At 64.7% G+C, this 24,680-nt stretch carries 23 protein-coding genes; 9 read left to right on the top strand and 14 right to left on the bottom strand.

Annotation, left to right across the window (positions count from 1 at the left end; genetic code table 11):
* Window positions 1-53 precede the first annotated feature (53 nt).
* Window positions 54-1,115 carry a tetratricopeptide repeat protein gene (locus tag NSO95_RS08145; protein WP_257595694.1) on the top strand — a complete coding sequence of 354 codons (1,062 nt, stop codon included), beginning with the start codon at window positions 54-56 and terminating at the stop codon, window positions 1,113-1,115.
* Here NSO95_RS08145 and NSO95_RS15345 read toward each other — a convergent pair whose 3' ends face one another.
* From NSO95_RS15345 to NSO95_RS08095, 10 genes are all read right to left on the bottom strand, one after another.
* Window positions 1,116-1,466: a PEP-CTERM sorting domain-containing protein gene (locus NSO95_RS15345; protein WP_257595693.1), complete on the bottom strand. Its 351-nt coding sequence runs from the start codon at window positions 1,464-1,466 to the stop codon at window positions 1,116-1,118.
* A gap of 131 nt (window positions 1,467-1,597) precedes the next feature.
* Complete coding sequence (locus tag NSO95_RS08135) at window positions 1,598-2,593, bottom strand: SDR family oxidoreductase (RefSeq protein ID WP_257595692.1); 996 nt, start codon at window positions 2,591-2,593, stop codon at window positions 1,598-1,600.
* A gap of 34 nt (window positions 2,594-2,627) precedes the next feature.
* The gene (pth, locus tag NSO95_RS08130; protein WP_257595691.1) at window positions 2,628-3,197 is read right to left on the bottom strand and encodes an aminoacyl-tRNA hydrolase; all 570 of its coding nucleotides are present in this window, start codon (window positions 3,195-3,197) and stop codon (window positions 2,628-2,630) included.
* A gap of 14 nt (window positions 3,198-3,211) precedes the next feature.
* Entirely contained in the window at window positions 3,212-3,712 is a 501-nt protein-coding gene (locus NSO95_RS08125; protein WP_257595690.1) for an AAA family ATPase, read from the bottom strand.
* Window positions 3,713-3,806: 94 nt separating this feature from the next.
* Window positions 3,807-4,442: a 50S ribosomal protein L25/general stress protein Ctc gene (locus tag NSO95_RS08120; protein ID WP_257595689.1), complete on the bottom strand. Its 636-nt coding sequence runs from the start codon at window positions 4,440-4,442 to the stop codon at window positions 3,807-3,809.
* A gap of 129 nt (window positions 4,443-4,571) precedes the next feature.
* Window positions 4,572-5,453: a TraB/GumN family protein gene (locus NSO95_RS08115; RefSeq protein ID WP_257595688.1), complete on the bottom strand. Its 882-nt coding sequence runs from the start codon at window positions 5,451-5,453 to the stop codon at window positions 4,572-4,574.
* Window positions 5,450-6,346, bottom strand: a complete 897-nt coding sequence (locus NSO95_RS08110; RefSeq protein ID WP_257595687.1) for a TraB/GumN family protein — start codon at window positions 6,344-6,346, stop codon at window positions 5,450-5,452. The genes NSO95_RS08115 and NSO95_RS08110 overlap by 4 nt, the downstream gene beginning before the upstream one ends.
* A 47-nt stretch (window positions 6,347-6,393) precedes the next feature.
* Window positions 6,394-6,819 (bottom strand): hypothetical protein, encoded by a 426-nt coding sequence (locus NSO95_RS08105; RefSeq protein ID WP_257595686.1) that lies wholly within the window; start codon window positions 6,817-6,819, stop codon window positions 6,394-6,396.
* Complete coding sequence (locus NSO95_RS08100; RefSeq protein ID WP_257595685.1) at window positions 6,806-7,000, bottom strand: helix-turn-helix transcriptional regulator; 195 nt, start codon at window positions 6,998-7,000, stop codon at window positions 6,806-6,808. The genes NSO95_RS08105 and NSO95_RS08100 overlap by 14 nt, the downstream gene beginning before the upstream one ends.
* A 218-nt stretch (window positions 7,001-7,218) precedes the next feature.
* Window positions 7,219-8,166 (bottom strand): TraB/GumN family protein, encoded by a 948-nt coding sequence (locus NSO95_RS08095; RefSeq protein WP_257595684.1) that lies wholly within the window; start codon window positions 8,164-8,166, stop codon window positions 7,219-7,221.
* 207 nt (window positions 8,167-8,373) lie between these two features.
* Between NSO95_RS08095 and NSO95_RS08090 the strand changes: the two genes are divergently transcribed.
* The 3 genes from NSO95_RS08090 to ppdK are packed head-to-tail and all read left to right on the top strand — an operon-like array spanning window position 8,374 to window position 14,664.
* A complete protein-coding gene (locus NSO95_RS08090) occupies window positions 8,374-9,273 on the top strand; it encodes a glycine--tRNA ligase subunit alpha (RefSeq protein ID WP_257595683.1) in 900 nt (299 codons plus the stop codon).
* Window positions 9,270-11,948: a glycine--tRNA ligase subunit beta gene (glyS, locus tag NSO95_RS08085; protein WP_257595682.1), complete on the top strand. Its 2,679-nt coding sequence runs from the start codon at window positions 9,270-9,272 to the stop codon at window positions 11,946-11,948. Before NSO95_RS08090 ends, glyS begins: the two co-directional genes overlap by 4 nt.
* A 52-nt stretch (window positions 11,949-12,000) precedes the next feature.
* Window positions 12,001-14,664 carry a pyruvate, phosphate dikinase gene (gene ppdK / locus NSO95_RS08080; RefSeq protein WP_257595681.1) on the top strand — a complete coding sequence of 888 codons (2,664 nt, stop codon included), beginning with the start codon at window positions 12,001-12,003 and terminating at the stop codon, window positions 14,662-14,664.
* A gap of 27 nt (window positions 14,665-14,691) precedes the next feature.
* On the opposite strand, the gene NSO95_RS08075 is transcribed toward ppdK, so the two are convergent.
* On the bottom strand, window positions 14,692-15,444 hold the full coding sequence (locus NSO95_RS08075) for a class I SAM-dependent methyltransferase (RefSeq protein ID WP_257595680.1): 753 nt from the start codon (window positions 15,442-15,444) through the stop codon (window positions 14,692-14,694).
* A gap of 53 nt (window positions 15,445-15,497) precedes the next feature.
* Here NSO95_RS08075 and NSO95_RS08070 point away from each other — a divergent pair, with 53 nt between their 5' ends.
* The 5 genes from NSO95_RS08070 to NSO95_RS08050 all read left to right on the top strand — a co-directional run bounded on the left by NSO95_RS08070 (window position 15,498) and on the right by NSO95_RS08050 (window position 20,828).
* Window positions 15,498-16,250 carry a ComF family protein gene (locus NSO95_RS08070; RefSeq protein WP_257595679.1) on the top strand — a complete coding sequence of 251 codons (753 nt, stop codon included), beginning with the start codon at window positions 15,498-15,500 and terminating at the stop codon, window positions 16,248-16,250.
* Between the two features lie 340 nt (window positions 16,251-16,590).
* The gene (gene hisI, locus NSO95_RS08065) at window positions 16,591-16,974 is read left to right on the top strand and encodes a phosphoribosyl-AMP cyclohydrolase (RefSeq protein ID WP_257595678.1); all 384 of its coding nucleotides are present in this window, start codon (window positions 16,591-16,593) and stop codon (window positions 16,972-16,974) included.
* A 31-nt stretch (window positions 16,975-17,005) separates the two neighbouring features.
* Complete coding sequence (locus tag NSO95_RS08060; RefSeq protein ID WP_257595677.1) at window positions 17,006-17,449, top strand: MerR family transcriptional regulator; 444 nt, start codon at window positions 17,006-17,008, stop codon at window positions 17,447-17,449.
* Between the two features lie 33 nt (window positions 17,450-17,482).
* A complete protein-coding gene (locus NSO95_RS08055) occupies window positions 17,483-19,288 on the top strand; it encodes an acyl-CoA dehydrogenase C-terminal domain-containing protein (protein WP_257595676.1) in 1,806 nt (601 codons plus the stop codon).
* Window positions 19,289-19,478: 190 nt separating this feature from the next.
* Window positions 19,479-20,828: a serine hydrolase domain-containing protein gene (locus NSO95_RS08050; protein ID WP_257595675.1), complete on the top strand. Its 1,350-nt coding sequence runs from the start codon at window positions 19,479-19,481 to the stop codon at window positions 20,826-20,828.
* Between the two features lie 4 nt (window positions 20,829-20,832).
* Here the strand turns inward: NSO95_RS08050 and NSO95_RS08045 are convergent, their stop codons facing one another.
* From NSO95_RS08045 to NSO95_RS08035, 3 genes are read right to left on the bottom strand one after another with little or no spacing between them, the layout of a single operon-like run.
* Window positions 20,833-21,525 carry a dienelactone hydrolase family protein gene (locus NSO95_RS08045; protein ID WP_257595674.1) on the bottom strand — a complete coding sequence of 231 codons (693 nt, stop codon included), beginning with the start codon at window positions 21,523-21,525 and terminating at the stop codon, window positions 20,833-20,835.
* A gap of 20 nt (window positions 21,526-21,545) precedes the next feature.
* Window positions 21,546-23,216, bottom strand: a complete 1,671-nt coding sequence (locus NSO95_RS08040) for a DUF4139 domain-containing protein (protein WP_257595673.1) — start codon at window positions 23,214-23,216, stop codon at window positions 21,546-21,548.
* A gap of 3 nt (window positions 23,217-23,219) precedes the next feature.
* Complete coding sequence (locus NSO95_RS08035) at window positions 23,220-24,680, bottom strand: DUF4139 domain-containing protein (protein WP_257595672.1); 1,461 nt, start codon at window positions 24,678-24,680, stop codon at window positions 23,220-23,222.

The raw sequence follows: 24,680 nt of genomic DNA, 5'->3' as shown, positions 1-24,680 counted from the left end.
TCGTTCCGCTCCTCGCCTTTGCGCTGTCCGCGTCGTCGCTAGGCGGCTGTGATATGCTCGGGCAGGGGCCGGATACCGATTACCGCGCGGCCCTTGCAGAGAACCGCTGGCACGATGGCGCAGCCGCGCTGGCAGCGGCGGTGCGGGAGAAACCCGGCGATGCCGGGCTTGCGCGCGCGTATGTCCGTACCCTGTTGCTGCTGGGCGACGGCGAGGGAGCGGCGGCGGCGATCGACCGCATGCTCGAAGTGCAACCCGACTTGTCCCGCTCGCCCGAATGGATCGTCTTCGCCGCCGAAGCGGACATGCTGCGCGAGCAGGAGCGCGCCGCGCTCGCCTCGCTCGAAGGCATCGCGGGTGCCGACGCAGCACGCGTGCGGGCGCTTGCCCTGGCCCAACTGGGCCGGCACGATGAGGCCGACGCGGAGCTCGACGCCGCACTGGAGCAGTTTCCGGCGGATGTCCGGCTGAATTCTGACAAGGCGCTCCGGCTCACCGCCGACGGGAATTTTGCCGCCGCAGGTGCACTCGTCGACCGCGCGCTGAAAAGCGATGCTTCGTCGCTCGACGCCGGGCTGGCGAAGGCGCGGCTCGACGAAGCGATGGGGAATCTTGGCGCTGCGCAGGGACGGCTGGAAAAACTCGGGCAAACCTATCCGGACAGCAAGACCGTCACCCTCGCACGCGGGCGGGTGTTGCTCGCCGCGGGCAAGATCGACGATGCCACGAGCATCGTGAAGAGCTTGCGGGAAGCGGGAATCGACACGCCCGAACTCACCCTGCTCGAAGCGAAGGTCGCGGCGCGCAAGGGGAAATGGGAAGACGTGCGTTCGGTCATGCAGGCGCGCGAGCGCGAGATGCGCGATGTGCCGGAAGCGCAGCTGCTGTATGCCACCGCCCTGCAGGAACTGGGTCTCGCCACGATGGCCGAAGCCATCCTCGAACGGGTGGTCGATCGCTACCCCGAATACCATGCTGCGCGCGCGCAGCTGGCGGAATTCCTGCTGGCAACAGGCCAAAAGGAAAAGGCGCGATCGATCATCGCGCCATTGCGCGAACTGGCGGAGCTTCCCCCGCCAGCGCGCGAATTGATTGTCCGGGTTGACGCCGGCTGATCAGGCCGATTTGCGGCGACGGCTGCGCAGGGCGACCGCAGCGAGGCCGAGGCCGAACAGACCCATCATGCCGGGCTCGGGCACCTGCGTGCCGCCCGAGGTGGAGGTGCCGCCCGAAGTGGTCGTACCGCCCGAAGTGGTCGTACCGCCCGAAGTGGTCGTACCGCCCGAAGTCGTGGTGCCGCCCGAGGTCGTGCTTCCGCCCGAGCTGGACGAGGTGTGCCCGCAGCCCGGAAAGTGCTTGTGGCTACCGAACCAGTTGCCCCATTTCGACCAGTCGGTTGCGCTTGCGGGCGAAGCTGCGGTGAAGGCGAGAGCCCCGGCGGCGAGAAGGATCGATTTCTTGAACACGGTTAGTCACCCCTGTTGATCTGGTGACCAATCCCTGCCGCGAACATCGGATTGCGTCGAGCGAAGGAAATTGCGTGTTCCATTGTCGGACAGTCGGGCTGGAGTCGTTAACGCGCCAATGAACAGGGCCGTCAGACGTTGTGCACCGCCTTGATCAGCGGGCCGTAGCCGGTGCTGCCCAGCCACCCGACCTGCGTTTCGGCAGTAACCTTGTTGATCGCCATTTGCGGGACCGGACCACCGCTGACCGGAAGACGCAGCGGGCGGGTACCGGCGGGCATGGCGATGGTCCGGGCGATCGCACGCGGGACGTCCATCGGGTCGGCGGTGCGGCCCGAGCCGTCCTCGCTGCCCATGCTGGCCATCTGCTGCGGATAGCCGTCGGTGTGCTTCTCGTCGGCCCGGTCCTTGAGCGCGGCGGTGTAAGCATTGCGGTTGACCCATACCTCGGTCGGATAGCCGCCGGGCTCGATGATCGTCACCTCGATCCCGTGCGGGACCAGTTCATAAGCGAGCTGTTCTCCCATCGCCTCCAGCGCGAACTTGGTTGCCGAATAATGCCCCGAATAGGGCACGATCACCCGGCCGAGCTGGCTCGAGATCTGGAAGATCATCCCCGATTTCTGCCCCCGCATCCCGGGCAGCACCGCGCGCGCCATGCGGTGGCAGCCGAAGACATTGGTGTCGAAGATCAGCTGCGTCGCCGCCATGTCCTGCACCTCGACCGGCGAGGTGATCCCGATGCCGGCATTGTTGACCAGCACATCGAGCGGCCCGCCGTTGATCCGCTCCGCCTCCGCCACGGCGGCATTGCACTGCGCCTCGTCGAGCACATCGAGTTCGAGCACATGGATGTCGAGCTTCGCATCGCTGGCGAGCTGGCGCAATTCCTCTGCCTCGGGACGGGGGAGGCCGCGCATGGTCGCGAAGACCTTCGCGCCGAGGCGGGCATAATGCTCCGCGCCGAACCGCCCGAAGCCGGAGGAGCAGCCGGTGATCAGGATCGCCTTGCCCGCCAGGTCGGGCTCTGCTTCGATCTGGTCTGACTGCGCGCGGCTAGCGGTAGCAGCAAGAGCGGTGGTGGCGGCGGCTCCGGCGAGCAGGGTGCGGCGGTCGATGGCGGGCATGGCGTCTCTCCTCGGTTGGCGAGAGCCTAGCAGATCAGTCCTGCATGCGAAGCGCGTATTCGCTCATGAAACGGGCGTCGTTGCCCTCCGCCAGCCAGCCGGCTTCAGCCCCGACAGCGCCGAGCATATGGGCCAGATCGTCCATCTCGGCCTTGGCGTAATTGCCCAGCACATGGCCGGTGACTCGGTCCTTGTGGCCGGGGTGGCCGATCCCGATCCGCACCCGGCGGAAGTCCGGCCCGAGATGCTGGTTGATCGAACGCAGGCCGTTGTGCCCCGCAAGCCCTCCGCCGACGCGGACCTTGACCTTGAACGGGGCCAAGTCGAGCTCGTCGTGGAACACGGTCAGCGCGTCGGGCTCCAGCTTGTAGAAGCGCAAGGCCTCGCCCACGCTGCGGCCGCTTTCGTTCATGAAGGTCGCCGGCTTGAGCAACACCACTTTTTCGCCGCCGATGCGGCCTTCCTGCGCCCAGCCGCTGAACTTCTTCTGCACCGGACCGAATTGGTGCATGTCGGCGATAACATCGCACGCCATGAAGCCGACGTTGTGCCGGTGCATCGCATACTGCGGTCCGGGATTTCCGAGGCCAGCCCAAATCTGCATGCGCGGCCCCTAGCTTAAGCCAGCCGGTCGAGGAAGACCTGTGCTTCCGCGGGGCGCCTGAACCGAACCACGGTTCCGCCGAACGCCGCCAGCCGGCGCTCGAGCGCGGGAGTCTTGTTCATGCGAAAGGCAGCGACATAGGCGAGGAAGGCGAGGTCGAGCCGCTCCGGGCAGCCGGGTGCGGCGTCGGGCCGGACCGTTCCGCGAAGGGTGGTGACGCGCTTGAGCACCCGCCACAGGCACAGCGTGCCGGGATAGTCGAGCAGGATCGCGGTGTCGGCCCGCGCCAGCCGCCGGTCCATACTGCCGCCGTAGTTGCCATCGATAATCCACGTCTCGCCCGCAAGGATCTGGTCCAGCTTTGCGTCCCACAGTTCGGGTTCCGGCTCGGCCCAGCCGGGCAGGTGGTATTCGGCATCGAGATGGACGAGCGGAAGACCTGTCTTCGCTGCCAGCGCGCGGGCGAAGGTCGATTTCCCCGCACCCGGAGAGCCGATCACCAGTACCCGCTGCATTTCGAACCTCCGACAAACAGCCCACCCCATGAATCCAAAACGCCGGCCCATTGCTGGACCGGCGTCTTGGTGATTTCTCGGCAGGGGTTGCGAGTTACTCGCCGCCCGCTTCTCCTTCAGCATCGGCATCGGCGCTCGAAGTGTCACCGTCGGCCTTCTTGAGGGCCGACGGGGCAACCAGCGTCGCGATAGTGAAATCGCGGTCGGTGATCGCGCTTTCGGAACCTGCGGGCAGGGTGACATCGCTGATATGGATCGAATCGCCGACTTCCTTGCCGGTGACGTCGATCTCGATCTCGCCGGGGATCTTGTCGTTGTCGCACACCAGCTCGAGCTCGTGACGAACGATGTTGAGCACGCCGCCGCGCTTAAGGCCGGGCGAGGCTTCTTCGTTGATGAAGACCACCGGCACGCTCACGTCGATCTTGCTGCCCTTCGACAGGCGCAGGAAATCGACATGGGTCGGGCGGTCGGTAACCGGGTGGAGCGCAACGTCCTTGGGCAGGGTGCGAACCGAGTCCTTGCCGAGTTCGATCTGGACGATCGAATTCATGAAGTGGCCGGTCATCAACAGCTTGACGAGCGCCTTTTCCTCGACGTGGATGGTGATAGGTTCTTCCTTGCCGCCGTAGATCACGGCGGGGATGCGGCCTTCGCGACGCAGTGCACGGGAGGCTCCCTTGCCCGCCCGTTCGCGCGTCTCGGCCGGCAGGGTCAGAGCGTCGCTCATAATCGCTTACCTTTCGAATACTTGGTTGGATCGTTCTTCCCGCCACGCCTCCAGGGATGACCACGGCCGGGAAGGGCGCGCCTCTAGGGGCAATCACCGCGTTTGGCAAGCGCGGTGTCGCGCAGGGCGTTACTGGATGCGGGTGACCGTGTAGCCCCGCCGTTCGAGAAGTGCGACAAGTCCGTCCTCACCGGGCAGATGCGCTGCGCCGACCGCAACCAACATCGGAGGCTGCGAGGGGACCAACTCGTCGATCCTGTTTGCCCACGCAAGATTGCGGTCGACCAGCAGCACCTTGCGCAGTTCCTCGTCGGCCAGAAGCCCCTGCCGGGTTTCGCGCTCCATCGCCGCCATGTCTCCTGCGCGCCACGCCTCCAAGCGCGCGAGCGCCTGCGTCTTGCCCGTCCGGCTGTCTGCGACCACTGCCGCCAGCAAATCGCGTTGCTCGGCTTCGGGCAGGCGATCGAACAGGGTAAACTGGTGGACAGCTCCTTCCAGCTCGATCACCGGGCGGTCCGAAAATTCCTCGAGCATCGCCCGATCGACTCCATTCTCCGGATCGCCGACGCCGTAGCTGCGGGCGAGTGCCAGAGCGGCAGCCCATGTATCGAGGTGATAGAACTGCCGTTCGTCCGTGTCCGACTGCTCGATCAGTCGCGCCAGGGCGGCGCGGTCGGCGGGCTCGATCCGTTCGCGTAGATGCGAGCTTTGCGAACCCTGTGCCAACCGATTGAAACTGGCGCCGATCTCGTCCCCGGAACCCAGATTGGCGACCTCGACCACCAGCACACGGGCCTCTTGTATCACCCCGTCGAGCGCGTCGGTGCGCCACTGTATCTCGTCGGGCAGCGAATGGATCGTGCCGAACAGCCAGCCCTCGGTCGCTCCGGTCGGCCCTGCAATTTCGTACAATGCGGGGGAGGGAGGGCGCGCGCCGGAAGCTGCGCCGCCGCCACCGTCGCATGCCGCCAGCAATGCGGCAGCAACGATGGCGGCGAAAAAGCGGGTCATTGCACGCGCACGCTTTCGATTCCGCGTTCTTCGAGCAGGTCCTGCACGCTTTTGTCGCCCGCCAGGTGACCGGCGCCGACCGCGATGAACACCGAACCGGGCGTGTCGAGACGGGTGTCGATCCATTCGGCCCAATTGGCGTTACGCTTGTACAGCAGCGCATCGGCCAGATCGGGATCGCTCTCGAGGCCCTCGTTCATCACTTCGGCGAGGCCATCGGGGTCGCCCGCGACCCACTCTGCGACCATTGCGTCGAGCATCGCCTTGGCACCGCCGATCTGATCCGCGCTCGCGATAAGGAAGTCGATCTGATCCTCCATCGGCATGGAGTCGAAAATGCCGATTTGGAACTCGATCGTCTCCAGCGCGCCCAACTCTTTGTCTGCTCCGGCATGGGCGAGGAGCTGCTTCTCGACCCCGGCATCCGGCGAGTAACCCTGCTGCAGCAGCGGCAGCAGTGTCAGCGTCAGCCCGGCCATCCATGGTTCGAACTGGTCGAACCTCTCGACCGGCAGGCCCAGGCCGGTCATCGCAGCATCGTATTTGCCCAATTGCTGCTCGTCGAGCAGCGAACGCAGAGTCGTGCCCTCGGGCAGCAGGCCGGCCGACAGGGTGTATTGCTGCATCTTCGCATCGGCGTCCGCCCCCATCGGGATTTCGGTCACCAGCATGTCCGACCCTTCGAGCGCGCTGCGGACCGGGCCGGTGTACCACTCGATGCCCTCGGGCAAGGCGTGGACGGTACCGAACAGGTAGATCGTCGTATCTTCGTCCGACACTTGCCACATGGCGGGGCCGGCGGGAGCCGCAGGCGTTTTGGCCAAGGCTGGCGCGGCGAGCAGCAGCATGAGGCCAGAGGCGGCAGCAGCAAGCGTCGTCTTGAGGCTTTTCATCACGGTGGACCTTTCACAGGAGAGAGATTGCGGGAGAATGAATGCGATCAGCGCAGGCCAAGCTTGCGCAGGCCGTAGGCGGCGAAAGTGAACAGCAGCATGGCGAGCACGATGGCAGGTGCAGTGGGATAACCGGTCAGTCCCAGGTCAGCGAAGAAGAACCAGCCGCCGAAAAGGAAGCACCCGCCATAAAGCCCGAACAGATGCGCCCAGAGATTGTCCATCAGGTCGAGCTCGTCGATCCGGCTGAAGTAGTCACGGGTCATCCAGCCCAGCAGAACCAGCACCACGATGCAGCCAACGACTGGCAGCCAGACCGGGATCGTGCCGTTTTCATAGGCTCCGGCCAGATAGCCGCTTACCAGTCCGGCCATGACCGAACCGGCGAAGGCGAGGGCGAGATAGCGCCACCAGGCACGGCGGCGTTTGCGCAGGCGCTCCTCGCCGGAAGACAGAATATCACTGTCCGTCATGGAAAATCTCCTCGATGGGCATGTTGAAGAGGCGGGCGATACGGAATGCGAGTGGCAAGGACGGGTCATGTTTGCCCGTCTCGATCGCATTGACCGCTTGCCGCGAGACATCGAGCCGACCGGCCAGTTCGGCCTGGCTCCAGTTGCGCTCGGCGCGCAGGACCTTGAGGCGGTTGTTCATGCCGAACCGCACCGAGCCGCCAACCGCTGGTCGGGCATCGGGTCCTTTCGCACTCGTTTGGTCATGACATCCTTCCAATATGTAAGGTATGCATGACTATATGTCGCGATTCGGCGACATTGTCAACACTACCTGACATATTGGCATGAGTTCCTGACATGCAGCCGTCCCGTCAGCCGTCCCGTCAGCCGTCCCGACCGGCCAGCGGACCGACGCAATCAATTGATTCGACTGACCTCGAGTCCCCGCGCCTCGAGCATTCGCAAGACCGACACCTCGCCTTCGAAGTGCCCGGCCCCGACCGCGAGGAGGATCGTTCCGGGCGTGTCGAGCCGGCGGTCGAGCCATTCCGCCCAAGCGCGGTTGCGGTCTTCCAGCAGGACTTTCGACATCGCCAGACCAAGCGGGCTGTCGTCGAACATTGCCTGCTCGCTGATGATACCCTTGGCCCAGGCGTGCTCCATCGCGAAGGGGGCAAGGGGGTTATCCGCATCGCCGTAGACCGGACCGGTATCCGCATCGCCGGTTTCGAGCATCAGCGAATCGAGGTCGCCGCCGTCCCATTCCGCGAGGTCATGTTCGACGGCGGCTATGATGGTCCCCTCGTCGATACCCAGCAAAGCGACCATCACGTCGGCGGAGTTTTCGATCGAACCGACCGGCTTGCCAAGTTCGGCGAATTCCGCCGTCAGGACGGTCTCGACCCCGAACTCGCTCATCGAACCGTCGAGCGCACTGGCGTTCAGCCCGACGCCCATCAGGGCGAGGATCAGCGGCATGGTGTCGAATTCGACCGGATCGATTCCGGCCATCCGGCCCAGCTTGAGAAACTTCTTGCCATTCTCGGGCGCCATCCGGTCGGAGGTAGGCTCGCGCGAGAGCATGGCCTCGATCATCTGCGGCAGCATCGCCTCGAGCTGGGCGGTGCCATCCTCGTCCGATGTTTCGAGCACCAGCTGGTCGACCTCGCCGACGATCCGGTCGAACTCGGCGCTGCGCCATGCGAAGCCGGGCGGGAGGACGTGGATCGTGCCGAACAGGTAGATCGTCGTGTCCTCGTCGGCCAGCCGCCAGATCGCCGGGTTGGGCGCGTAATCCTGTTCTGCCCCGGGCGGCGTGGTTAGTGCTGCTGCGGGCGAAGCCTCCTCGACGAGGGTCTCAACCACCGGTTCGGATGCGGGCGCGGGTACGGCGGTAGCGGCCAGTAACGACGCGCAAACGACGCCTATGAAATCGGGGAGGCGAGAGATGAATGTGCGAACCATCGCCCGGTTTGTCGCATGGTGCACCCGGTCCTTGTCAAGCGCGCAATCCGCACCCGTGCTGCGCTGCGACATTGACGCATTTCCGCCCTTCCGCCATTGGCCCGCAGCATGACGCGCGACCCATCGAAGTCGTTTCAGGACATGATCCTCGCTCTCCACGATTTCTGGAGCGCGCAGGGCTGCCTGATCCTCCAGCCCTACGACATGCGCATGGGGGCGGGGACGTTCCACACCGCCACCACCCTGCGCGCGCTGGGGCCGGAGCCGTGGAACGCGGCCTTCGTGCAGCCGTGCCGCCGCCCGACCGACGGCCGCTATGGCGAAAATCCCAACCGGCTGCAGCATTATTACCAGTACCAAGTGATCCTGAAGCCGAGTCCGCCCGATATCCAGGAGCTCTATCTCGAGAGCCTGCGGGTGATCGGGATCGATCCGCTCAAACACGATATCCGCTTCGTCGAGGACGACTGGGAAAGCCCGACGCTGGGCGCGTGGGGGCTGGGCTGGGAGGTCTGGTGCGACGGGATGGAGGTTACCCAGTTCACCTATTTCCAGCAGATGGGCGGGTTCGACTGCAAGCCGGTGGCCGGCGAACTGACCTATGGGCTGGAGCGGCTGGCGATGTATATCCAGGGGGTCGACAATGTTTACGATCTGGATTTCAACGGGCGAGGAGTCACTTACGGGCAGGTGTTCCTCGAAAACGAGCGCCAGATGTCGAAGTGGAACTTCGAGGTTGCCGACACCGATGCGCTGTTCGACCTGTTCAACAAGGCCGAGGCCGAGTGCCGCAACGCGCTCGAAGCCAATGTCCCCATCGCCGCCTACGAGCAGGCGGTCGAGGCGAGCCACATCTTCAACCTGCTGCAAGCGCGCGGCGTGATCAGCGTGCAGGAACGCGCCAGCTATATGGGCCGCGTCCGCGACCTCGCGCGTGGCAGTTGCGAAGCGCATATGGCCAAGGAAGCGGCGGGCTGGGCAGAGAAATTTCCGGAGTGGTCGGCATGAGCGACTTCCTCCTCGAACTCCGCTCCGAAGAAATCCCTGCCCGGATGCAGGCCGGGGCGCGTGGCGAGCTTGCCCGCCTGTTCCGCCGCGAGATGGAGGCAGTGGGTCTCACGGTCAGTGAACTCACCGTCTGGTCCACGCCGCGCCGCCTCGCGCTGATCGCGCGCGACTTGCCGCAGGCAACCGAGGCCGTCAGCGAGGAAGCCAAGGGCCCGCCCGAAGGCGCGCCCGATGCCGCCATCGACGGATTCTGCCGCAAGAGCGGCGTGACGCGCGACCAGCTCGAGCTGCGCGACGTGAAGGGCCGCAACACCTGGTTCGCGGTGATCGAAAAGCCGGGAAGGGCGGTGAAAGACGTCCTCGCCGACGCCATCCCCGCGATCATCCGCGATTTCAGCTGGCCCAAATCGATGCGCTGGGGTGCGGCGTCGATCAGTACTGAGTCCTTGCGCTGGGTGCGCCCGCTCTCGGGCATCGTCGCGCTACTGGGTGACGAGATCGTCGAATGCGAGGTCCATGGTGTCACCAGCGGCGCGGTGACGCTGGGGCACAGGTTCCACCACTCGGGCGAGATTACCATCAGCGGCGCTTCCGACTATGTCGGGAAGCTGCGCGCCGCGCACGTGATCGTCGACCACGAGGAGCGGCAGGACATGATCCGCCAGCTTGCCGGCGAAGCGGCGCGCACCGCCGGGTTTGCGCTGGTGGAGGACGAGGGGCTGGTGGTCGAAAATGCGGGCCTTACCGAATGGCCGGTGCCGCTGCTCGGCCGGTTCGACCGCGAATTCCTCGACGTCCCGCCCGAGGTCATCCAGCTGACTGCGCGGGTTAACCAGAAGTATTTTGTGTGCAAAAAGCCTTCTCCCCTTCAGGGGAGAGGGAGGAGCGCCGCAGGCGCGGAGGGTGTGGGGCCTGTTACTGACAGCCCCCACCCCCCGACCCCGTCCCCTGAAGGGGAGGGGGAGTTAGCCAACGCCTTCGTCTGCACCGCCAATATCGAAAGCAGCGATTGCGGCGCGGCAATCGTCGACGGCAACCGCAAGGTGCTGGCCGCAAGGCTGGCCGATGCGCGCTTCTTCTGGGAACAGGACCGCAAGACCCCGCTCGCCGAACACGCCAAAAAGCTGGCGCGGATCACCTTCCACGAGAAGCTGGGTACTGTGGCCGACAAGGTCGAACGGGTGGCAAAGCTGGCGCGGTGGCTGGTCGAGGAGAGGATCGTGCAATCCTCCCCATCACCGATGGCGAGGGGGACCAGCGGAGCTGGTGGAGGGGTGGCCTCTCCAACCGAATCAGACCCCTCCACCACTTCGTGGTCCCCCTCCCCAAGCGGGCTTGGGGAGGATCGTGCGCGCCTCGCCGACCTCGCGGAGCAAGCGGCACGCCTGTGCAAGGCTGACCTCGTTACCGAGATGGTCGGCGAGTTCCCCGAACTGCAGGGCGTGATGGGCGGCTACTACGCCCGCGCCGAGGTCGATGAGAATGGCCTGCGGCGCTGGCCCGACGAAGTCGCCGACGCGATCCGCGACCACTACAAGCCGGTCGGGCAGGGCGACGACGTGCCCACCGCGCCGGTGACGGTGGCGGTGTCGCTGGCGGATAAGCTGGATACTTTGGCTGGATTCTTCGTGATTGGAGACAAGCCGTCTGGTTCAAAAGATCCATTTGCATTGCGGCGCGCAGAGCTCGGCATAATTCGGATTATGACAGCAAACAGACTGAGAGCAGGCTGGAATGCTATGCACGCCGAGGCATCTGAGGGCCATTACGAGACTGCTTTAGCAGCCAAGCTTGAACGGTATGGTCCCATCCTTTCGGGTTTAGAAGTTTATCGTTATCCAGACCGTCCGGACCAGGATGAAGAATATGGTCGTGGACCCGAGCAAATCTTAGATTGGTCGTTCGAAGCCGAACGGATCAGCAAAGGCATTTCGGCGGCGCAAGTGCCACTTGCAGATTTCTTGATCGACCGCCTCAAGGTCCAGCAGCGCGAAGCCGGGGTCCGCCACGACCTGATCGATGCGGTGTTCGCGCTTGGGGGCGAGGACGATCTCGTCCGCCTGCTCGCCCGCGTTCATGCGCTCCAGGCCTTCGTCACGACCGAGGACGGGGCCAACCTCCTCGCCGGGTACAAGCGGGCGGCGAATATCCTCAAGAAGGAAGATTGGGCCAACCAGCCCTCTCCCCTTCAGGGGAGCGGGAGGAGCGACGAAGTCGCGGAGGGTGTGGGGGATGTAAGCCATGCCACTCTTGATGACAGTCCCCACCCCAACCCCTCCCCTGAAGGGGAGGGGCTCTTGCCGCACACCGGCGACGAGGACCCGCTCGAAAACGTCGACGATCCCGATATGCGCGCGGTCTATGCCGCTGCGGCGCGGGATGCCTCCGCGCGGGAAGCGCATAACGGGCTTTCTTACACGCCCGAACCGGCGGAAAAGGTGCTGATCGAGGCGCTCGACGCGGCGGAACCCACGGCTGCCTCGGCGATTGAAGCAGAGGACTTCGCCGCCGCCATGTCCGCTCTCGCCTCGCTGCGCATGCCGATCGATGCCTTCTTCGAGGAAGTGACGGTTAATGCGGATGAAGAAATCAAGCGGCGCGCCCGGCTCGACCTGCTTGCACGCTTCCGTGCTGCAGTGCACAACGTGGCCGATTTCTCGAAGATCGAGGGCTAAAGCCGTAGCTTAGGGTTTTGGTGTCGCTTTAGACAGAAAAACAGGACTTCTGATGAACAAGACGGTCTACACTTTCGGTGGCGCTGCGGACCATTCGGACCCGCGCCAGAAGGACAAGACCGTCACCGGCGGCAAGGGCGCGAACCTCGCCGAGATGGCGCAGATCGGCTTGCCGGTCCCGCCGGGCTTTACCATCACGACCGAGGAATGCGTCAGCTATCTGGCGGGCGGATCGGACTTCTCGGACGCATTGCGCAATGACGTCGCAGCGGCGCTGCGCCATATCGAGGAAACGGTCGGCAAGCGGTTCGGCGATGCTTCGGACCCGCTGCTGGTCTCGGTCCGCTCGGGCGCGCGGGTCTCCATGCCGGGGATGATGGACACGGTGCTCAACCTTGGCCTCAACGACGAGACGGTCGTCGGCCTCGCCGCCATTTCGGGGGACGAGCGGTTCGCGTGGGACAGCTATCGTCGGTTCATCCAGATGTATTCCGATGTCGTCCTCGGGCTGGACCACGGATTGTTCGAGGAGGCGCTCGAAATCGCCAAGGAAGACAAGGGTTTCTACAGCGATACCGAGATGGAGTCTGAAGACTGGCAGGCGCTCGTCGGGGAATACAAGGGAATCGTCGAGGCCGAACGCGGCGAGCCCTTTCCACAGGATGTGCATCTCCAGCTATGGGGTGCAATCGCGGCTGTGTTCGACAGCTGGGACAGCGACCGGGCCAAGGTCTACCGCCGTCTGAACGACATTCCGGGCGACTGGGGCACGGCGGTCAACGTGCAGGCGATGGTGTTCGGCAATATGGGTGACACCAGCGCCACCGGAGTCGCCTTCACCCGCGATCCGGCCACCGGCGATAAGGCCTATTACGGGGAGTATCTGATCAACGCACAGGGCGAGGATGTGGTCGCCGGGATCCGTACCCCGCAGTATCTGACCAGGGCCGCGCGCGAGGCGGCGGGAGCCAGGCCGCTCAGCATGGAGGAGGCGATGCCCGAAGCCTATGCCGAGCTGGCGCAGGTGTTCGACCTGCTCGAGAAGCACTATCGCGACATGCAGGACATTGAGTTCACCGTCGAGCGCGGGAAGCTGTGGATGCTCCAGACCCGCTCGGGCAAGCGCACCGCCAAGGCCGCGCTCAAGATGGCGGTCGAGATGGTCGGCGAGGGATTGATCGACGAAACCACCGCAATCCTGCGGGTCGACCCGATGGCGCTCGACCAGTTGCTTCACCCGACGCTCGATCCCGCTGCGCCGCGCGATGTGCTGACCACCGGCCTGCCCGCGTCGCCCGGTGCGGCCTCCGGCAAGATCGTGCTCGATTCGGACACTGCCGAGCAGTTGTCGGGACGGGGTGAGAAGGTGATCCTCGTGCGCGTGGAAACCAGTCCCGAGGATATTCACGGGATGCACGCCGCGACCGGCATCCTCACCGCGCGCGGCGGCATGACGTCGCACGCGGCAGTGGTGGCGCGCGGCATGGGGCGGCCCTGCGTTTCGGGAGCCTCGGCGGTGTCGATCGACCTGCCCACGCGCACGCTGCGGATCGCCGGTCGCGAGCTGAAGGAAGGCGATACGCTGACCCTCGACGGGGCCAACGGGCAGGTGATGGCGGGTGAAGTCCGCACCATCGAGCCCGAGCTGGCGGGCGACTTCGGCATACTGATGGAATGGGCCGACCGCCACCGGCGGATGAAGGTGCGGACCAATGCCGAAACCCCCGCCGACTGCCGCATGGCGCGCCAGTTCGGTGCGGAGGGTATCGGCCTGTGCCGGACCGAGCATATGTTTTTCGACGCGGACCGGATCAGCGCGGTGCGCCAGATGATCCTGGCCGAAGACGAGAAAGGCCGCCGCGTGGCGCTGGCCAAGCTGCTGCCCGAACAGCGCGCCGACTTCCGGCAGATATTCGAGGTCATGGCGGGGTTGCCGTGCACCATCCGCCTGCTCGACCCGCCGCTGCACGAATTCCTGCCCCATGGCGACGCCGAATTCGCAGATTTGGCCGAAGCCACCGGGTACGGGGTCGACCACCTCAAGCGGCGGGCGAACGAGTTGCACGAGTTCAACCCGATGCTCGGTCATCGCGGGTGCCGCCTCGGGATCACCTATCCCGAGATTTACGAGATGCAGGCGCGCGCGATCTTCGAAGCCGCCTGCGCGGTGGCGCAGGGCGGGGCGGACACGCCCGTGCCCGAAATCATGATCCCGCTGGTTGCGACGAAGCGCGAGCTGGAGCTGCTCAAGGCGCTGGTCGACCGCGTGGCCAAGCAGGTGTTCGAGGAATGCGGATGCCCGGTCGATTACCTCGTCGGGACGATGATCGAGCTGCCGCGCGCCGCGCTGATGGCGGGCGAGATTGCCGAGGAGGGCGCGTTCTTCAGCTTCGGCACCAACGACCTGACCCAGACCACGCTCGGGGTAAGCCGCGACGACAGCGCGCGCTTCCTTGCGCCCTATGTCGAGAAGGGCATCTTCGCGCGCGATCCCTTCGTCAGCCTCGATATCGACGGGGTCGGCCAGCTGGTGCGGATGGCTGCAGAGCGGGGCCGGGCAACCCGCCCCGACATCAAGCTGGGCATTTGCGGCGAGCATGGCGGCGACCCGGCGAGCATTGCCTTTTGCGAAGAAGTCGGGCTCGATTACGTCAGCGCCTCGCCCTACCGCGTGCCGATCGCGCGGCTCGCGGCGGCGCAGGCGGCGTTAAGATAATCGTGCTTTTGTAAAAGCTTGAAGGCGTTACCTGCGCCAGCCACTCAAGGTGAGGATCTCGAACGTCTCGATCACCTTGCCGTCGCTGTCCGCTGCCTCGAGAAAAGCTTGCTGCGCCCGCTCGAGTCCCTGCCGGGTAACTGGCGGTGCAGTCGAAGCGAGGCGCGAGGCCATCCCGTGCAGCCGCAGGTCCACGACAAGCCGGTCGAGCGACGGGTAGGAGACCCGCAGCGTGTGGCTGTCCACCACCGGGCTGTGCCACCCGGCCCGCTGGATCAGCTCCGCCGCGGCGCGGACATCGACCAGCGGATGCATCCGCGCCGCCGGTCGCTCGCCGTCCGCCGCCAGCATCGCGCGGCGCAGGTTCAGCAGGCTCGGCGCGCCGACCAGCGTCGCGATCGCCATCCCGCCCGGCGCGAGCGCACGGTGCATGTGGATCAGCGCGCCGGGCAGGTCGTTGACCGTGTCGAGCGAACCCACGCTCGCGATGAGGTCGAACGGGCCGACGGAGTAGGGCGCTTCCTCGTCGATCCCCGAGCCCGAAGTCACCGCGGCACGCTGCGCCCTGAGATACTCGATCAGGTGTGGTGCGGGATGCCCGAGAAGCAGCGCCGTCGCAGGGTTGTGGCGGACGAACGACAAACGCTCGACGAGTTCGTCCGACATGTGCTCGAATAGATATCCGGTCTCGCCTGCCGATTCCCGCAGGCTGCGTGACCGGATGGCACCCGCCAACTTCCTGCTGCGGGAGAATATCGACGGAAGCGCGCGATCCTGCATGCCGCGCCTGTGCCGCTCTTGCTCCGGGCATGCAAGCGGTGCAGTCTGTTCATATGGCGGTCGCACCGATCATCGCAGAGAGCTTCGCGCCGCTGGTCGATCTGCTGTTCCCGCCACGCTGCCCGCTGTGCGGCGAAGCGATCGCCGAACAGACCGGGCTTTGTGCGCCGTGCTGGGGCGAGCTCGTCATTCCGGGGGAGCCTTTCTGCGCGAGCTGCCAGCGGCCGCTACCCGGCGGCATGCCATCGGGCGGAGCCCAATGCGCCGCATGTCTGCAGGCACCGCCGCTCCATGCGGGCATCGCGGCCGGCACGCTCTACAACGAGGCCTCGCGGCAACTGGTCCTCAAATTCAAGCACGGGCGCAAGATCGCTATGGCACCCATGCTCGCCCGGTTGATCGCGGGGCGCTTGCCCCCGTCGGAGAATGTGCGAATCTTCATCCCTGTTCCATTGCACTGGACCCGCTTGTGGCAGCGCGGTTTCAACCAGTCGGCCTTGCTGGCTGGCGAGCTGGCAAAGCTGGCAGGCGGCGAAGTGCTGGTCGACGGACTCGAAAGGGTCAGGCGCACACCGTCGCTCGGCGGGCTGGGGCGTAGGGAGCGCGAGCGAACCCTCGCCGGGGCGATCCGGGTCCGAGGTGATCGAAGGGACGCGATTCGTGACGCCCATGTGGTCCTGGTAGATGACGTATTGACCAGCGGCGCCACCAGCCATGCCTGCGTGAAGGTGCTCAAACGTGCGGGCGTTCGGTCGGTGACCATCGCCTGTTTCGCACGCGTGCTGACCGAAGCGGTCACCGGATAAACGAAACGCCCGGGTTCTTGCGAACCCGGGCGCCACGTGACGAATAACATCGGACCCCTTGCGGTTTCGGCAACCACCCCCTTTTGGCAGCCGAAGTCCTATCCCTCATCGTTCGGGCGCGCTACCGGTGACCGGCGCTGCTGCCCTTTACCCCCTGAACTTGGCCCTTGCGGTGCCTCGTTTAGGCGACTGGCCCTTGCGAGCCACGACCGCGTTCTTCCACCTGGCGGGCGAAGCGCAAAGTGTGAAACCCAACTGCCATGGATTTTCGCTTCTGGTTGTGGTTATCGTGCAACAAACCATGCGGCCAAAATGCCGCTGAAACCAAGGGTCAAATTCCATGAGTGGGTCCGATCTTACAGCCGAGGAACGAGAGCAGGGAACGGTGTTCGAACCCAGGTTCGATGCCGCCGGTCTGATCTGCGCAGTGGTGCAGGATGCCGCAACCGGCGAGATCGTGATGGTCGCCTGGATGAACCGAGAGGCGCTCGATCTGACGCTGGCGAGCGGCACAGCCCATTTCTACTCGCGATCGCGCGCGTCGCTCTGGAAAAAGGGCGAGACGTCGGGGAACACCTTGGCAGTGTGCGAAGTCAGGGTGGATTGCGATCAGGACGCGCTGATCCTGCTGGTCGAGCCGACCGGCCCCGCTTGCCATACCGGTGCGCGCAGCTGCTTCTATCGTGTGCTTGAAAGCGGCGCATTACGTAGGGTGCAAGATTGACGCTTACGTAAAGGGTATCTATCAGTCGGGCATGGCAACGGCACGACAGCAGGACTCGAACGGACACGGCGGGGCGCATCTCGAACGTCCCGACAAGCACGAGCGCGAACAGTATACGATCTCCGACCTGACCGAGGAGTTCGACTGCACGGCGCGCGCGCTTCGCTTTTACGAAGACGAGGGCCTTATCGCTCCCGCCCGGATCGGTTTGACCCGCGTCTATTCGAAGCGCGACCGCGCGCGGCTTGCGTGGATCATGCGGGCAAAAAACGTCGGCTTCAGCCTGACCGAGATTCGCGAGATGATCGATCTCTATGATCTGGGGGACGGCCGGGTCGAGCAGCGCCGCGTCACGGTCGAGAAATGCCGCGACCATATCGCGAAGCTCAAGCGCCAGCGCACCGATATCGATTCGTCGATCAAGGACCTCGCCGAATTCATCAAGCTGGTCGAAGCCATCGACCGCTCCCGATAGTCCGCCCTTTTCCGCGCTCCCAAGGACCGACACATGCCCATCTACACCGCCCCCACCCGCGACACCCGCTTCGTGGTCAACGAAATGCTCGACCTCGCCAGCTACGGCAATCTGCCGGGCTTCGAACATGCGACGCCCGACATGATCGACACGGTGATCAACGAGGCGGGCAAGTTTTGCGCCGAGGTGCTCGCGCCGCTCAACAAGTCGGGCGACGAGGAAGGCTGCACCCGCCACGAAGACGGCAGCGTCACCACCCCCAAGGGCTTCAAGGAGGCGTTCGAGCAATACCGCGAGAGCGGGTGGGGCACGATCTCCAGCCCCGAGGAATTCGGCGGGCAGGGCATGCCGCATGTCCTCGGCTTCGTGGTCGAGGAGTTCATGGCGACCTCGAACCAGGCCTTTGCGATGTATCCCGGCCTGACGACCGGCGCGATTTCCGCGCTGATCGCGAAGGGTTCGGATGAGCAGAAGGCGACCTATCTCCCGAAGATGATCGCCGCCGAGTGGCTCGGGACGATGAACCTGACCGAACCGCATTGCGGCACCGATCTCGGCATGATCCGGACCAAGGCCGAGCCGAATGGCGACGGCAGTTATGCGATCACCGGGACCAAGATCTTCATCTCGGCCGGTGAGCACGACCTGACCGAGAACATCATCCACCTGGTGCTGGCCAAGACCCCGGGCGCGCCGGATTCAACCAAGGGCATCTCGCTGTTCGTGGTGCCCAAGTTCCTGGTCAACGACGATGGTTCGCTGGGGGATCGCAACGCGGTTTCCTGCGGCTCGATCGAACACAAGATGGGCATCCACGCCAACTCGACCTGCGTGCTCAACTACGACGGGGCGAAGGGCTGGATGGTCGGCGAGGAGAACAAGGGTCTCGCCGCGATGTTCATCATGATGAACGCCGCGCGGCTCGGCGTCGGTATTCAAGGGCTGGGGCAGGCCGAGGTCGCGTATCAGAACGCGGTGGCCTATGCGCTCGATCGCCGTCAGGGCAGGGCGCTCACCGGACCTGCCGAGCCCGAGGCCAAGGCGGACCCGATCTTCGTCCACCCCGACGTCCGCCGCATGCTGATGGATGCCAAGGCATTCACCGAAGGGCAGCGCGCGCTCTGCCTGTGGGCAGCGCTACTGGTCGACCTGACACACAAGGCGCCAACCGAGGAAGAGCGCGCCGAGAGCGACCTGATCCTTGGCCTGCTGACCCCGGTCATCAAGGGTTACGGCACCGACAAGGGATACGAAGTCGCGACCAACATGCAGCAGGTCTTCGGCGGCCACGGCTATGTCGAGGAATGGGGCATGAGCCAGTTCGTGCGCGACGCCCGCATCACCCAGATCTACGAAGGCACCAACGGCGTGCAGGCGATGGACCTGTGCGGCCGCAAGCTGGCGCAGAATGGCGGCGCGGGGATCCAGGCGTTCTTCAAGCTGGTGGGCGAGGAGATTGCGGCAGCCAAGGGCGATGAGACACTCGCCCCGCTTGCCGAAGCGCTCGAAAAGGCGCTCGCCCAGCACCAGGCGGCAACCATGTGGTTCATGCAGAACGCGATGGCCAATCCGAACAACCTTGGCGCAGGCGCACATAATTACATGCACATCATGGGCATAGTGACGCTCGGCTACATGTGGCTCAGGATGGCAAAGGTCGCCAAGACTGCGCTGGCGGGTTCGCCGGACGACCCGGCGTTCTATCAAGCCAAGCTGGCGACCGCGCGTTATTACATGGACCGCTACCTGCCCGACGCCGGCGCGCTACGCCGCAAGCTGGAGGCAGGGTCTGACAGCATGATGGCGCTGGGCGAAGAGGCTTTTCAGACCGCAGCCTGACACCGACAGCGACAGTCCGGTACCAAGCGATACTGGATCGAGAGCGTCCTCCCGCATAGTCGGGGGGACGCTTTCGTTCGTTGGGGTGAGAAGATTTATGCTGGCAAAATGGACCACAGTTGGCTTGCTGGGATGTCTCGCTGCGAACACAGCCCACGCGCGAACCGATGGACCGGTTCCGCCCTCGAAGGTGTCGCAAACCCTGCTCGAAGCCTTGCAGGAGGTCAGCGGTGTTCCGGGATTGTCCGCTGCCGTCTGGCAAGATGGCGCGGTGGTGTGGACGGGGGCAGCCGGGCGGCAGGATGTTGAGGGCGGCGTGCCGGTCACGCGCGATACCCGCTTCCGCCTCGCCTCGGTTTCCAAGCTCTTGACCGTTACGGCAGTGGCCAGGCTGGCCGAAGAAGGCCGCATCGACCTCGACGCACCGATCGCTTCCATCCTGCCATGGCTGGACAACGACTGGCCGCCGATCTCCGCGCGCCAGCTGGCCGCACATACATCGGGATTGCCGCATTATCAGGAGATCGACGCGGACCGGGGGAAAGTCCACTATCCGGACGGAAAGACAGCGGTCGAAGTTTTCGCCGGCCGCCCGCTGCTCTCGGCCCCGGGTGACCGGTACAGCTATTCGGCCTGGGGCTACACCTTGCTTGGCGCGATGGTCGAGGAAGTCACCGGAGAGCCGTTCACGGCCTATCTTGCGCGCGAGATTGCACCCGGCCTCGACCTCGGACCGGACGCGACCGATAGCGGCGATCCGCATGTATCGATCGCCTATGAATTCCTCGAAGGCAGCGCCCGCCGAGCGGCGCCGCACGACTATAGCTATACGTGGGGCGGTGGCGGGATGATGGGGACGGCGGAGAGCCTTGTCCGTTTCGGAGGTGCGATGATGGATCACCGGGTCGTCACCAAAGCTACCTTCGACGACATGCTGCGCCCGGCCTTTCTCTCCTCAGGTGAAGTGGCCGGGGAGGATGGGTACAGTGTCGGGTTTGGCTGGAGATCGGCAAAGGGCGGAGACGGAAGCCCAATCGTCTTTCACAACGGCGTTACGATCGGCGCACGATCCTCGCTGGTCTTATGGCACGAGGAGAAGACTGCGGCTGCTATCCTCTCCAATGCTAGCTGGACATCCTCGATCGATGCGACAAGCCAAATGCTCGCCGCTCCTTTCCGGAGCGAACCTGAGGGTCTGGTAGCTGCAGCGTGTCCGATTGGCGCGGCCAGTTTCGAAGGCACCCTGGCTGGCGAGCAGGTTTCCGGATGGGCCCGATTTCGTGTGATGGACGGATTGTGCCAAGGAGAGATCGAGCTCGCCGGCAGTTTGCATGCCTATTTCGACCGGGGGCCGCAGCCGACTGCACCGACTATCCGGGTCGTCGGGCTCGATCCCGCGGGAGGCCTGTCCCGCGCAGGCATGGTGACGCCTTTCGGCCTCTATGAACTTCGTGCCAGCGAAGACGGCACTTACACCAGCCGTTGGTCGGTCCAGCGTGTGTTGGAGCTGCGGTTCATCGACGGTGGTGATCGGGAATAATGCGTCAGCCCAGAACTTCGTCAAAAAACCCGTGCATGGCCGACCAGCTGTGGCGGTCGGCGCTTGCATCATAGGCGGGGTTGGGCTTGCGATCGAAGGTCTGTGGCATGGTGAAACCGTGCTCGACCCCGGCATAGCTGTGGAAGTGCCAGTGGGCACCTGCGCGGTCCATCTCTTCCCAGAAGCCCAGCACCTGGCTGCGCGGAACAAGCGTATCGGCATCGCCGTGGCAGACGAGGATGCGTGACTTTATCGGGTTGTCTGCGGGCAAGGGGGTATCGAGCAACCCATGGAAGCTCGCGATTGCGGCAAGATCCTGCCCGTCGCGCGCCAACTCGAGCACCGCAAACCCGCCGAGGCAGAATCCGATCGCCAGTTGCGGCAATTCGGGTTCGAGTTCGCGAAGTCTAGCGAGCGTTGCGCGCAGGCGGGCGCGGCACGCTGCGGGGTCGGAGCGGAGGCGGGTCATGGCGGCAAACGCCTGCTGGAAATCGCCCGGTGTGTCGGGGCCGTAGAAATCTCCAATCAGCGCGACATATCCGGCATCAGCCAAAGCCAGCGCCTTGGCTTCGACACCGGGGGTCGAGTTCATGAACGTCGGATAGACCGCAACGGCGGCGCGTGGAGGTCCGGCGGGGCGTACCAGCTTGCCGAGCAGTGCGGTGTCGCCATCCGAATAGGCGATGTCCTCGAACATTCGGGTCTCCCGTCGTGGTGTTATTCCTCTAGGTCGATGACGTCGCGCTCGATCTCGGTCACGCGGTAGCGGATCTTCGCTTCGCCTTCGGCGGGGACGATGACCCGCCAGAGGTAATTGCCATCCTTGCGCGTAACCTTGCCCGAAAAGCGCGAGAGGCGGTATTCGGTGTCGTAGTCGAGCTCGTCACTCAGCTCGACCTCGACCGCTACCGGCCATTCGTAGTAATTCTCGACCGTCAGCTCCTTCTCCTCCCAGTCGTCGCCTGCGCGGTCGGTGTAATCGATGTCTAAGTCCACATCGATATCGTCATCGGGGATGGTGATCAGCACATCCTCGTCGACCGCCTTGTCCTTGATAAAGGTTTCGCCGACCAGGTGCCTGCCCGCATTTGTGTGCTGGAAAAGCGCCACTTGCCCCTGTGGCAAAGGTTCGCCCAAGCCGTCGCGCTTGCGGTTGCGAAAGCGGAAGACGAGTTCCGGATCGTTCGCATGGCTATCGTCGGCCGTCAGGCTGGCGCGATAGAGCGTCTCGCCGTCGATCTCGCTGTCGCGCAGGAAGCGCACTTGCTTGAGGCTCTGCGCCGGGACACTGGCGCGGAAAGGCAGCGTGTAGAGCTTGAGATCGCCGAGATCGTCGCGATTGGCGATGCGGCTGCCGGTGACGACGATGGTGTCGTATTCGCCATCATACGGGAGGTAGCCCAACCCGTATCCGCCGCCATACTGCACGAAGATCGGCGACTCCTTGACCGGCAGGTCCCCCGGGCCGAACAGCACCGGCCACGACTGGCCTGAAGCAGTGCGGCCCTGCGGCCAGCACGCATAGCTCAGCTCGATGTTTTCCTCGCCATAGGGATCGTTCTCGATCGCCTCGAAGAACGCCTCTTCCTCTTCATCGGTCATCGTTGCGCGCGAGACCTGGCCGGCAACCGCGCTCACCTCCGCCCCGCCGAAGCTCGTTTTGTCCTTGCTCGCCAGCGTCATCCACCCGGTCAGGCTGAGCTTCTGCCCGTCGGGCGAGAAGGTGCCGACATAGTTCGCCTGCCAGTCGAAATTCATCGCCAGATAGGCGAGGGTGACGGTCATCGTCCCGCCGGGGTTGTCCGGCCGGGTGAGCATCGAGAGCGTGGGCTTCGCGGTCAGGTCCTTGGGCACGCCGGGGAACAGCAGCGTATCCGCCGTGCCCTCGCATGCCGTGCTGACATAGCCCCGCGCGGTTTTGATGACGAGCGCATTGTCGGGGAAGGTCTTGATCGTGCCGGGTTCGGTCACCACCTCGCCGGTCGTCTCGTCGGTGTAGCGCACCGTCACGACCTGCCCGTAAAACGCATCGATCAACCCGCGCTGGGAGAGCAGGCGGCTGTCGAAGTTCTTCTCCTTTAGGTCGCCGCCGAGCAGGATAGCGCTCTCCGGCTGGATCCCGCTGGCGACCCCTTCGAACCGCACCGTGACCTCGCCCGGCGGAATGGTGATAGTTCGCGTTTCGGCGACCATCGCATAGCCGCCGAGGATCTCCTCGCTATCCTCGATATCGAACGCCATCGCGTCGCCGGGATAGCGCGATCCGTCGCGATAGAAGGTGACTGCGACATCGTCGGGCGCAGGCGACACGACGACCGGCGTATCCGCCGCAGCCGGTGCGGTGACCAGCAACAGCCCGCCTGCCAGCGAGGGGAGCCTGCGGCCCATGGCTCAGAAGTCGGTCAGGAAGGTCACGGTCAGTTCGGTTTTTCCGCCGGCGGGGACGGGCACCTGCCACACGCGGGTCCAGGCACCTCGCTGTTTGCCCTCGATGCTTTCCTTCGTCACCCGTGTGCCCCGGGCATAGCCATTGAGCCCGTCCTGCACCACCTCCACCGTTACCGGCACATCCCGCGCATTGGTGACGACATAGCGCATCTCGGTCCGCTGGTAGGTGCGTTGCTGGTTGACGGTGACCGTTTCGACCCCGGCATCCGAGACGATGCGGTATTCCGCCGTCTTGCTCCATTCGTCCGCCGTCACCTGCTCGCGCTTTTCGGTCACGCGCTTCACCTTCACGTCGAAGGCATAGCCGGTGACGATCTTCATGTCCGACCCGGCGGGGGTATGGGCGATGCGGCTCTCGCCCACGAAGCGCGCATTATCGTTCGCATCGCGCATATAGACACGCACCACCCCGGCGGGGAGCGCACGGCCGAGTCCGCCACTCTTGCCGGTGTTGAAGTCGATGATGCTCTCGGCGCTCTGCGGCTCGTCGCTGCTGCACAGCCAGTCGCAGGTGAAGCGATAGGTCCGCTTGGCCGCGACCCCGGTCGCGTCGAGGAAACCGATCTGCTTCTTCTGGTTGGTGGCTATCGTCGAGCGTCCGTCGATCGGGTAGAGGTAGAGGTCGCCGACCGCCTCGTCCTCTTCGCTGCGCTCATATCCGGCGTTGTAGTTGTTGTAATTGTTGGTGTTGCGGCGCTGCGCCGCCTGCTGGTTGAGCTTGACCACATCGCCCGCCGCCAGCGTGATCTCGGCATCGGGGAAGGGGGTGCCGGTGGTGTTGGTCAGCGTGACCCAGCCTTGCAGGTCCATCGTCTGCTTCTTCTCGTCGAACACGCCGACATAGTCCGCATTCCACCCGAGACCGGTGGTGAGATAGCTCAGCCGCAACGGGCGGGTGCCGCTGGTGGTCGAATCGAACGTAACCGAGAGGGTGGGGCGAGCGCGCAGGTTGGGCGGGATGTCGTCGAACACCACGCGCACTGGCTGCCCGTCGTCGCGCAGCACCTCGACCTTGCCGTTGACCCGCATCACCACCCCGCCGTTGACCGCGAGCACCTCGGCTTGCTCGGTCGTTTCCGCACCGGTGGCGGGATTGCGGCGGATGAGGGTGATTGTCTGCCCTTCGGACTTCTGCATCAACGCGGCGGGGGAAAGCAGGTCGAAATCGAAATTCTGCTCGGCGATCTCGATCCCGTCGCCTTGCAGGGTCACCGTTTCGGGACGGATCGCGGCAGATACGTCGCGGAATTCATGGCGGACTTCGCCGGTGGGCAAGGTGAGCACGCGGGTATCGTCGACCAGCGCCTGTTCGCTGTAGATGGTGACCGAGACATCGCCCTGGCTGCTTTGCGCCCACACCGTCGCCGGCATCGCCAGTGCCGCAATCGTCACTATCCCGCGCAT

Source organism: Parerythrobacter lacustris (assembly GCF_024626475.1).
Taxonomy (GTDB): Bacteria; Pseudomonadota; Alphaproteobacteria; order Sphingomonadales; family Sphingomonadaceae; genus Parerythrobacter_A; species Parerythrobacter_A lacustris.
This window is presented reverse-complemented; position numbering and strand designations above follow the sequence as displayed.

Coding starts and splice junctions, on each gene's coding strand:
- NSO95_RS08145 (WP_257595694.1), top strand. CDS start 54: ATGCTCGGGCAGGGGCCGGATACCGATTACCGCGCGGCCCTTGCAGAG.
- NSO95_RS08135 (WP_257595692.1), bottom strand. CDS start 2,593: ATGCCCGCCATCGACCGCCGCACCCTGCTCGCCGGAGCCGCCGCCACC.
- pth (WP_257595691.1), bottom strand. CDS start 3,197: ATGCAGATTTGGGCTGGCCTCGGAAATCCCGGACCGCAGTATGCGATG.
- NSO95_RS08125 (WP_257595690.1), bottom strand. CDS start 3,712: ATGCAGCGGGTACTGGTGATCGGCTCTCCGGGTGCGGGGAAATCGACC.
- NSO95_RS08120 (WP_257595689.1), bottom strand. CDS start 4,442: ATGAGCGACGCTCTGACCCTGCCGGCCGAGACGCGCGAACGGGCGGGC.
- NSO95_RS08115 (WP_257595688.1), bottom strand. CDS start 5,453: ATGACCCGCTTTTTCGCCGCCATCGTTGCTGCCGCATTGCTGGCGGCA.
- NSO95_RS08110 (WP_257595687.1), bottom strand. CDS start 6,346: ATGAAAAGCCTCAAGACGACGCTTGCTGCTGCCGCCTCTGGCCTCATG.
- NSO95_RS08105 (WP_257595686.1), bottom strand. CDS start 6,819: ATGACGGACAGTGATATTCTGTCTTCCGGCGAGGAGCGCCTGCGCAAA.
- NSO95_RS08100 (WP_257595685.1), bottom strand. CDS start 7,000: ATGAACAACCGCCTCAAGGTCCTGCGCGCCGAGCGCAACTGGAGCCAG.
- NSO95_RS08090 (WP_257595683.1), top strand. CDS start 8,374: ATGACGCGCGACCCATCGAAGTCGTTTCAGGACATGATCCTCGCTCTC.
- glyS (WP_257595682.1), top strand. CDS start 9,270: ATGAGCGACTTCCTCCTCGAACTCCGCTCCGAAGAAATCCCTGCCCGG.
- ppdK (WP_257595681.1), top strand. CDS start 12,001: ATGAACAAGACGGTCTACACTTTCGGTGGCGCTGCGGACCATTCGGAC.
- NSO95_RS08075 (WP_257595680.1), bottom strand. CDS start 15,444: ATGCAGGATCGCGCGCTTCCGTCGATATTCTCCCGCAGCAGGAAGTTG.
- NSO95_RS08070 (WP_257595679.1), top strand. CDS start 15,498: ATGGCGGTCGCACCGATCATCGCAGAGAGCTTCGCGCCGCTGGTCGAT.
- hisI (WP_257595678.1), top strand. CDS start 16,591: ATGAGTGGGTCCGATCTTACAGCCGAGGAACGAGAGCAGGGAACGGTG.
- NSO95_RS08060 (WP_257595677.1), top strand. CDS start 17,006: ATGGCAACGGCACGACAGCAGGACTCGAACGGACACGGCGGGGCGCAT.
- NSO95_RS08055 (WP_257595676.1), top strand. CDS start 17,483: ATGCCCATCTACACCGCCCCCACCCGCGACACCCGCTTCGTGGTCAAC.
- NSO95_RS08045 (WP_257595674.1), bottom strand. CDS start 21,525: ATGTTCGAGGACATCGCCTATTCGGATGGCGACACCGCACTGCTCGGC.
- NSO95_RS08040 (WP_257595673.1), bottom strand. CDS start 23,216: ATGGGCCGCAGGCTCCCCTCGCTGGCAGGCGGGCTGTTGCTGGTCACC.
- NSO95_RS08035 (WP_257595672.1), bottom strand. CDS start 24,680: ATGCGCGGGATAGTGACGATTGCGGCACTGGCGATGCCGGCGACGGTG.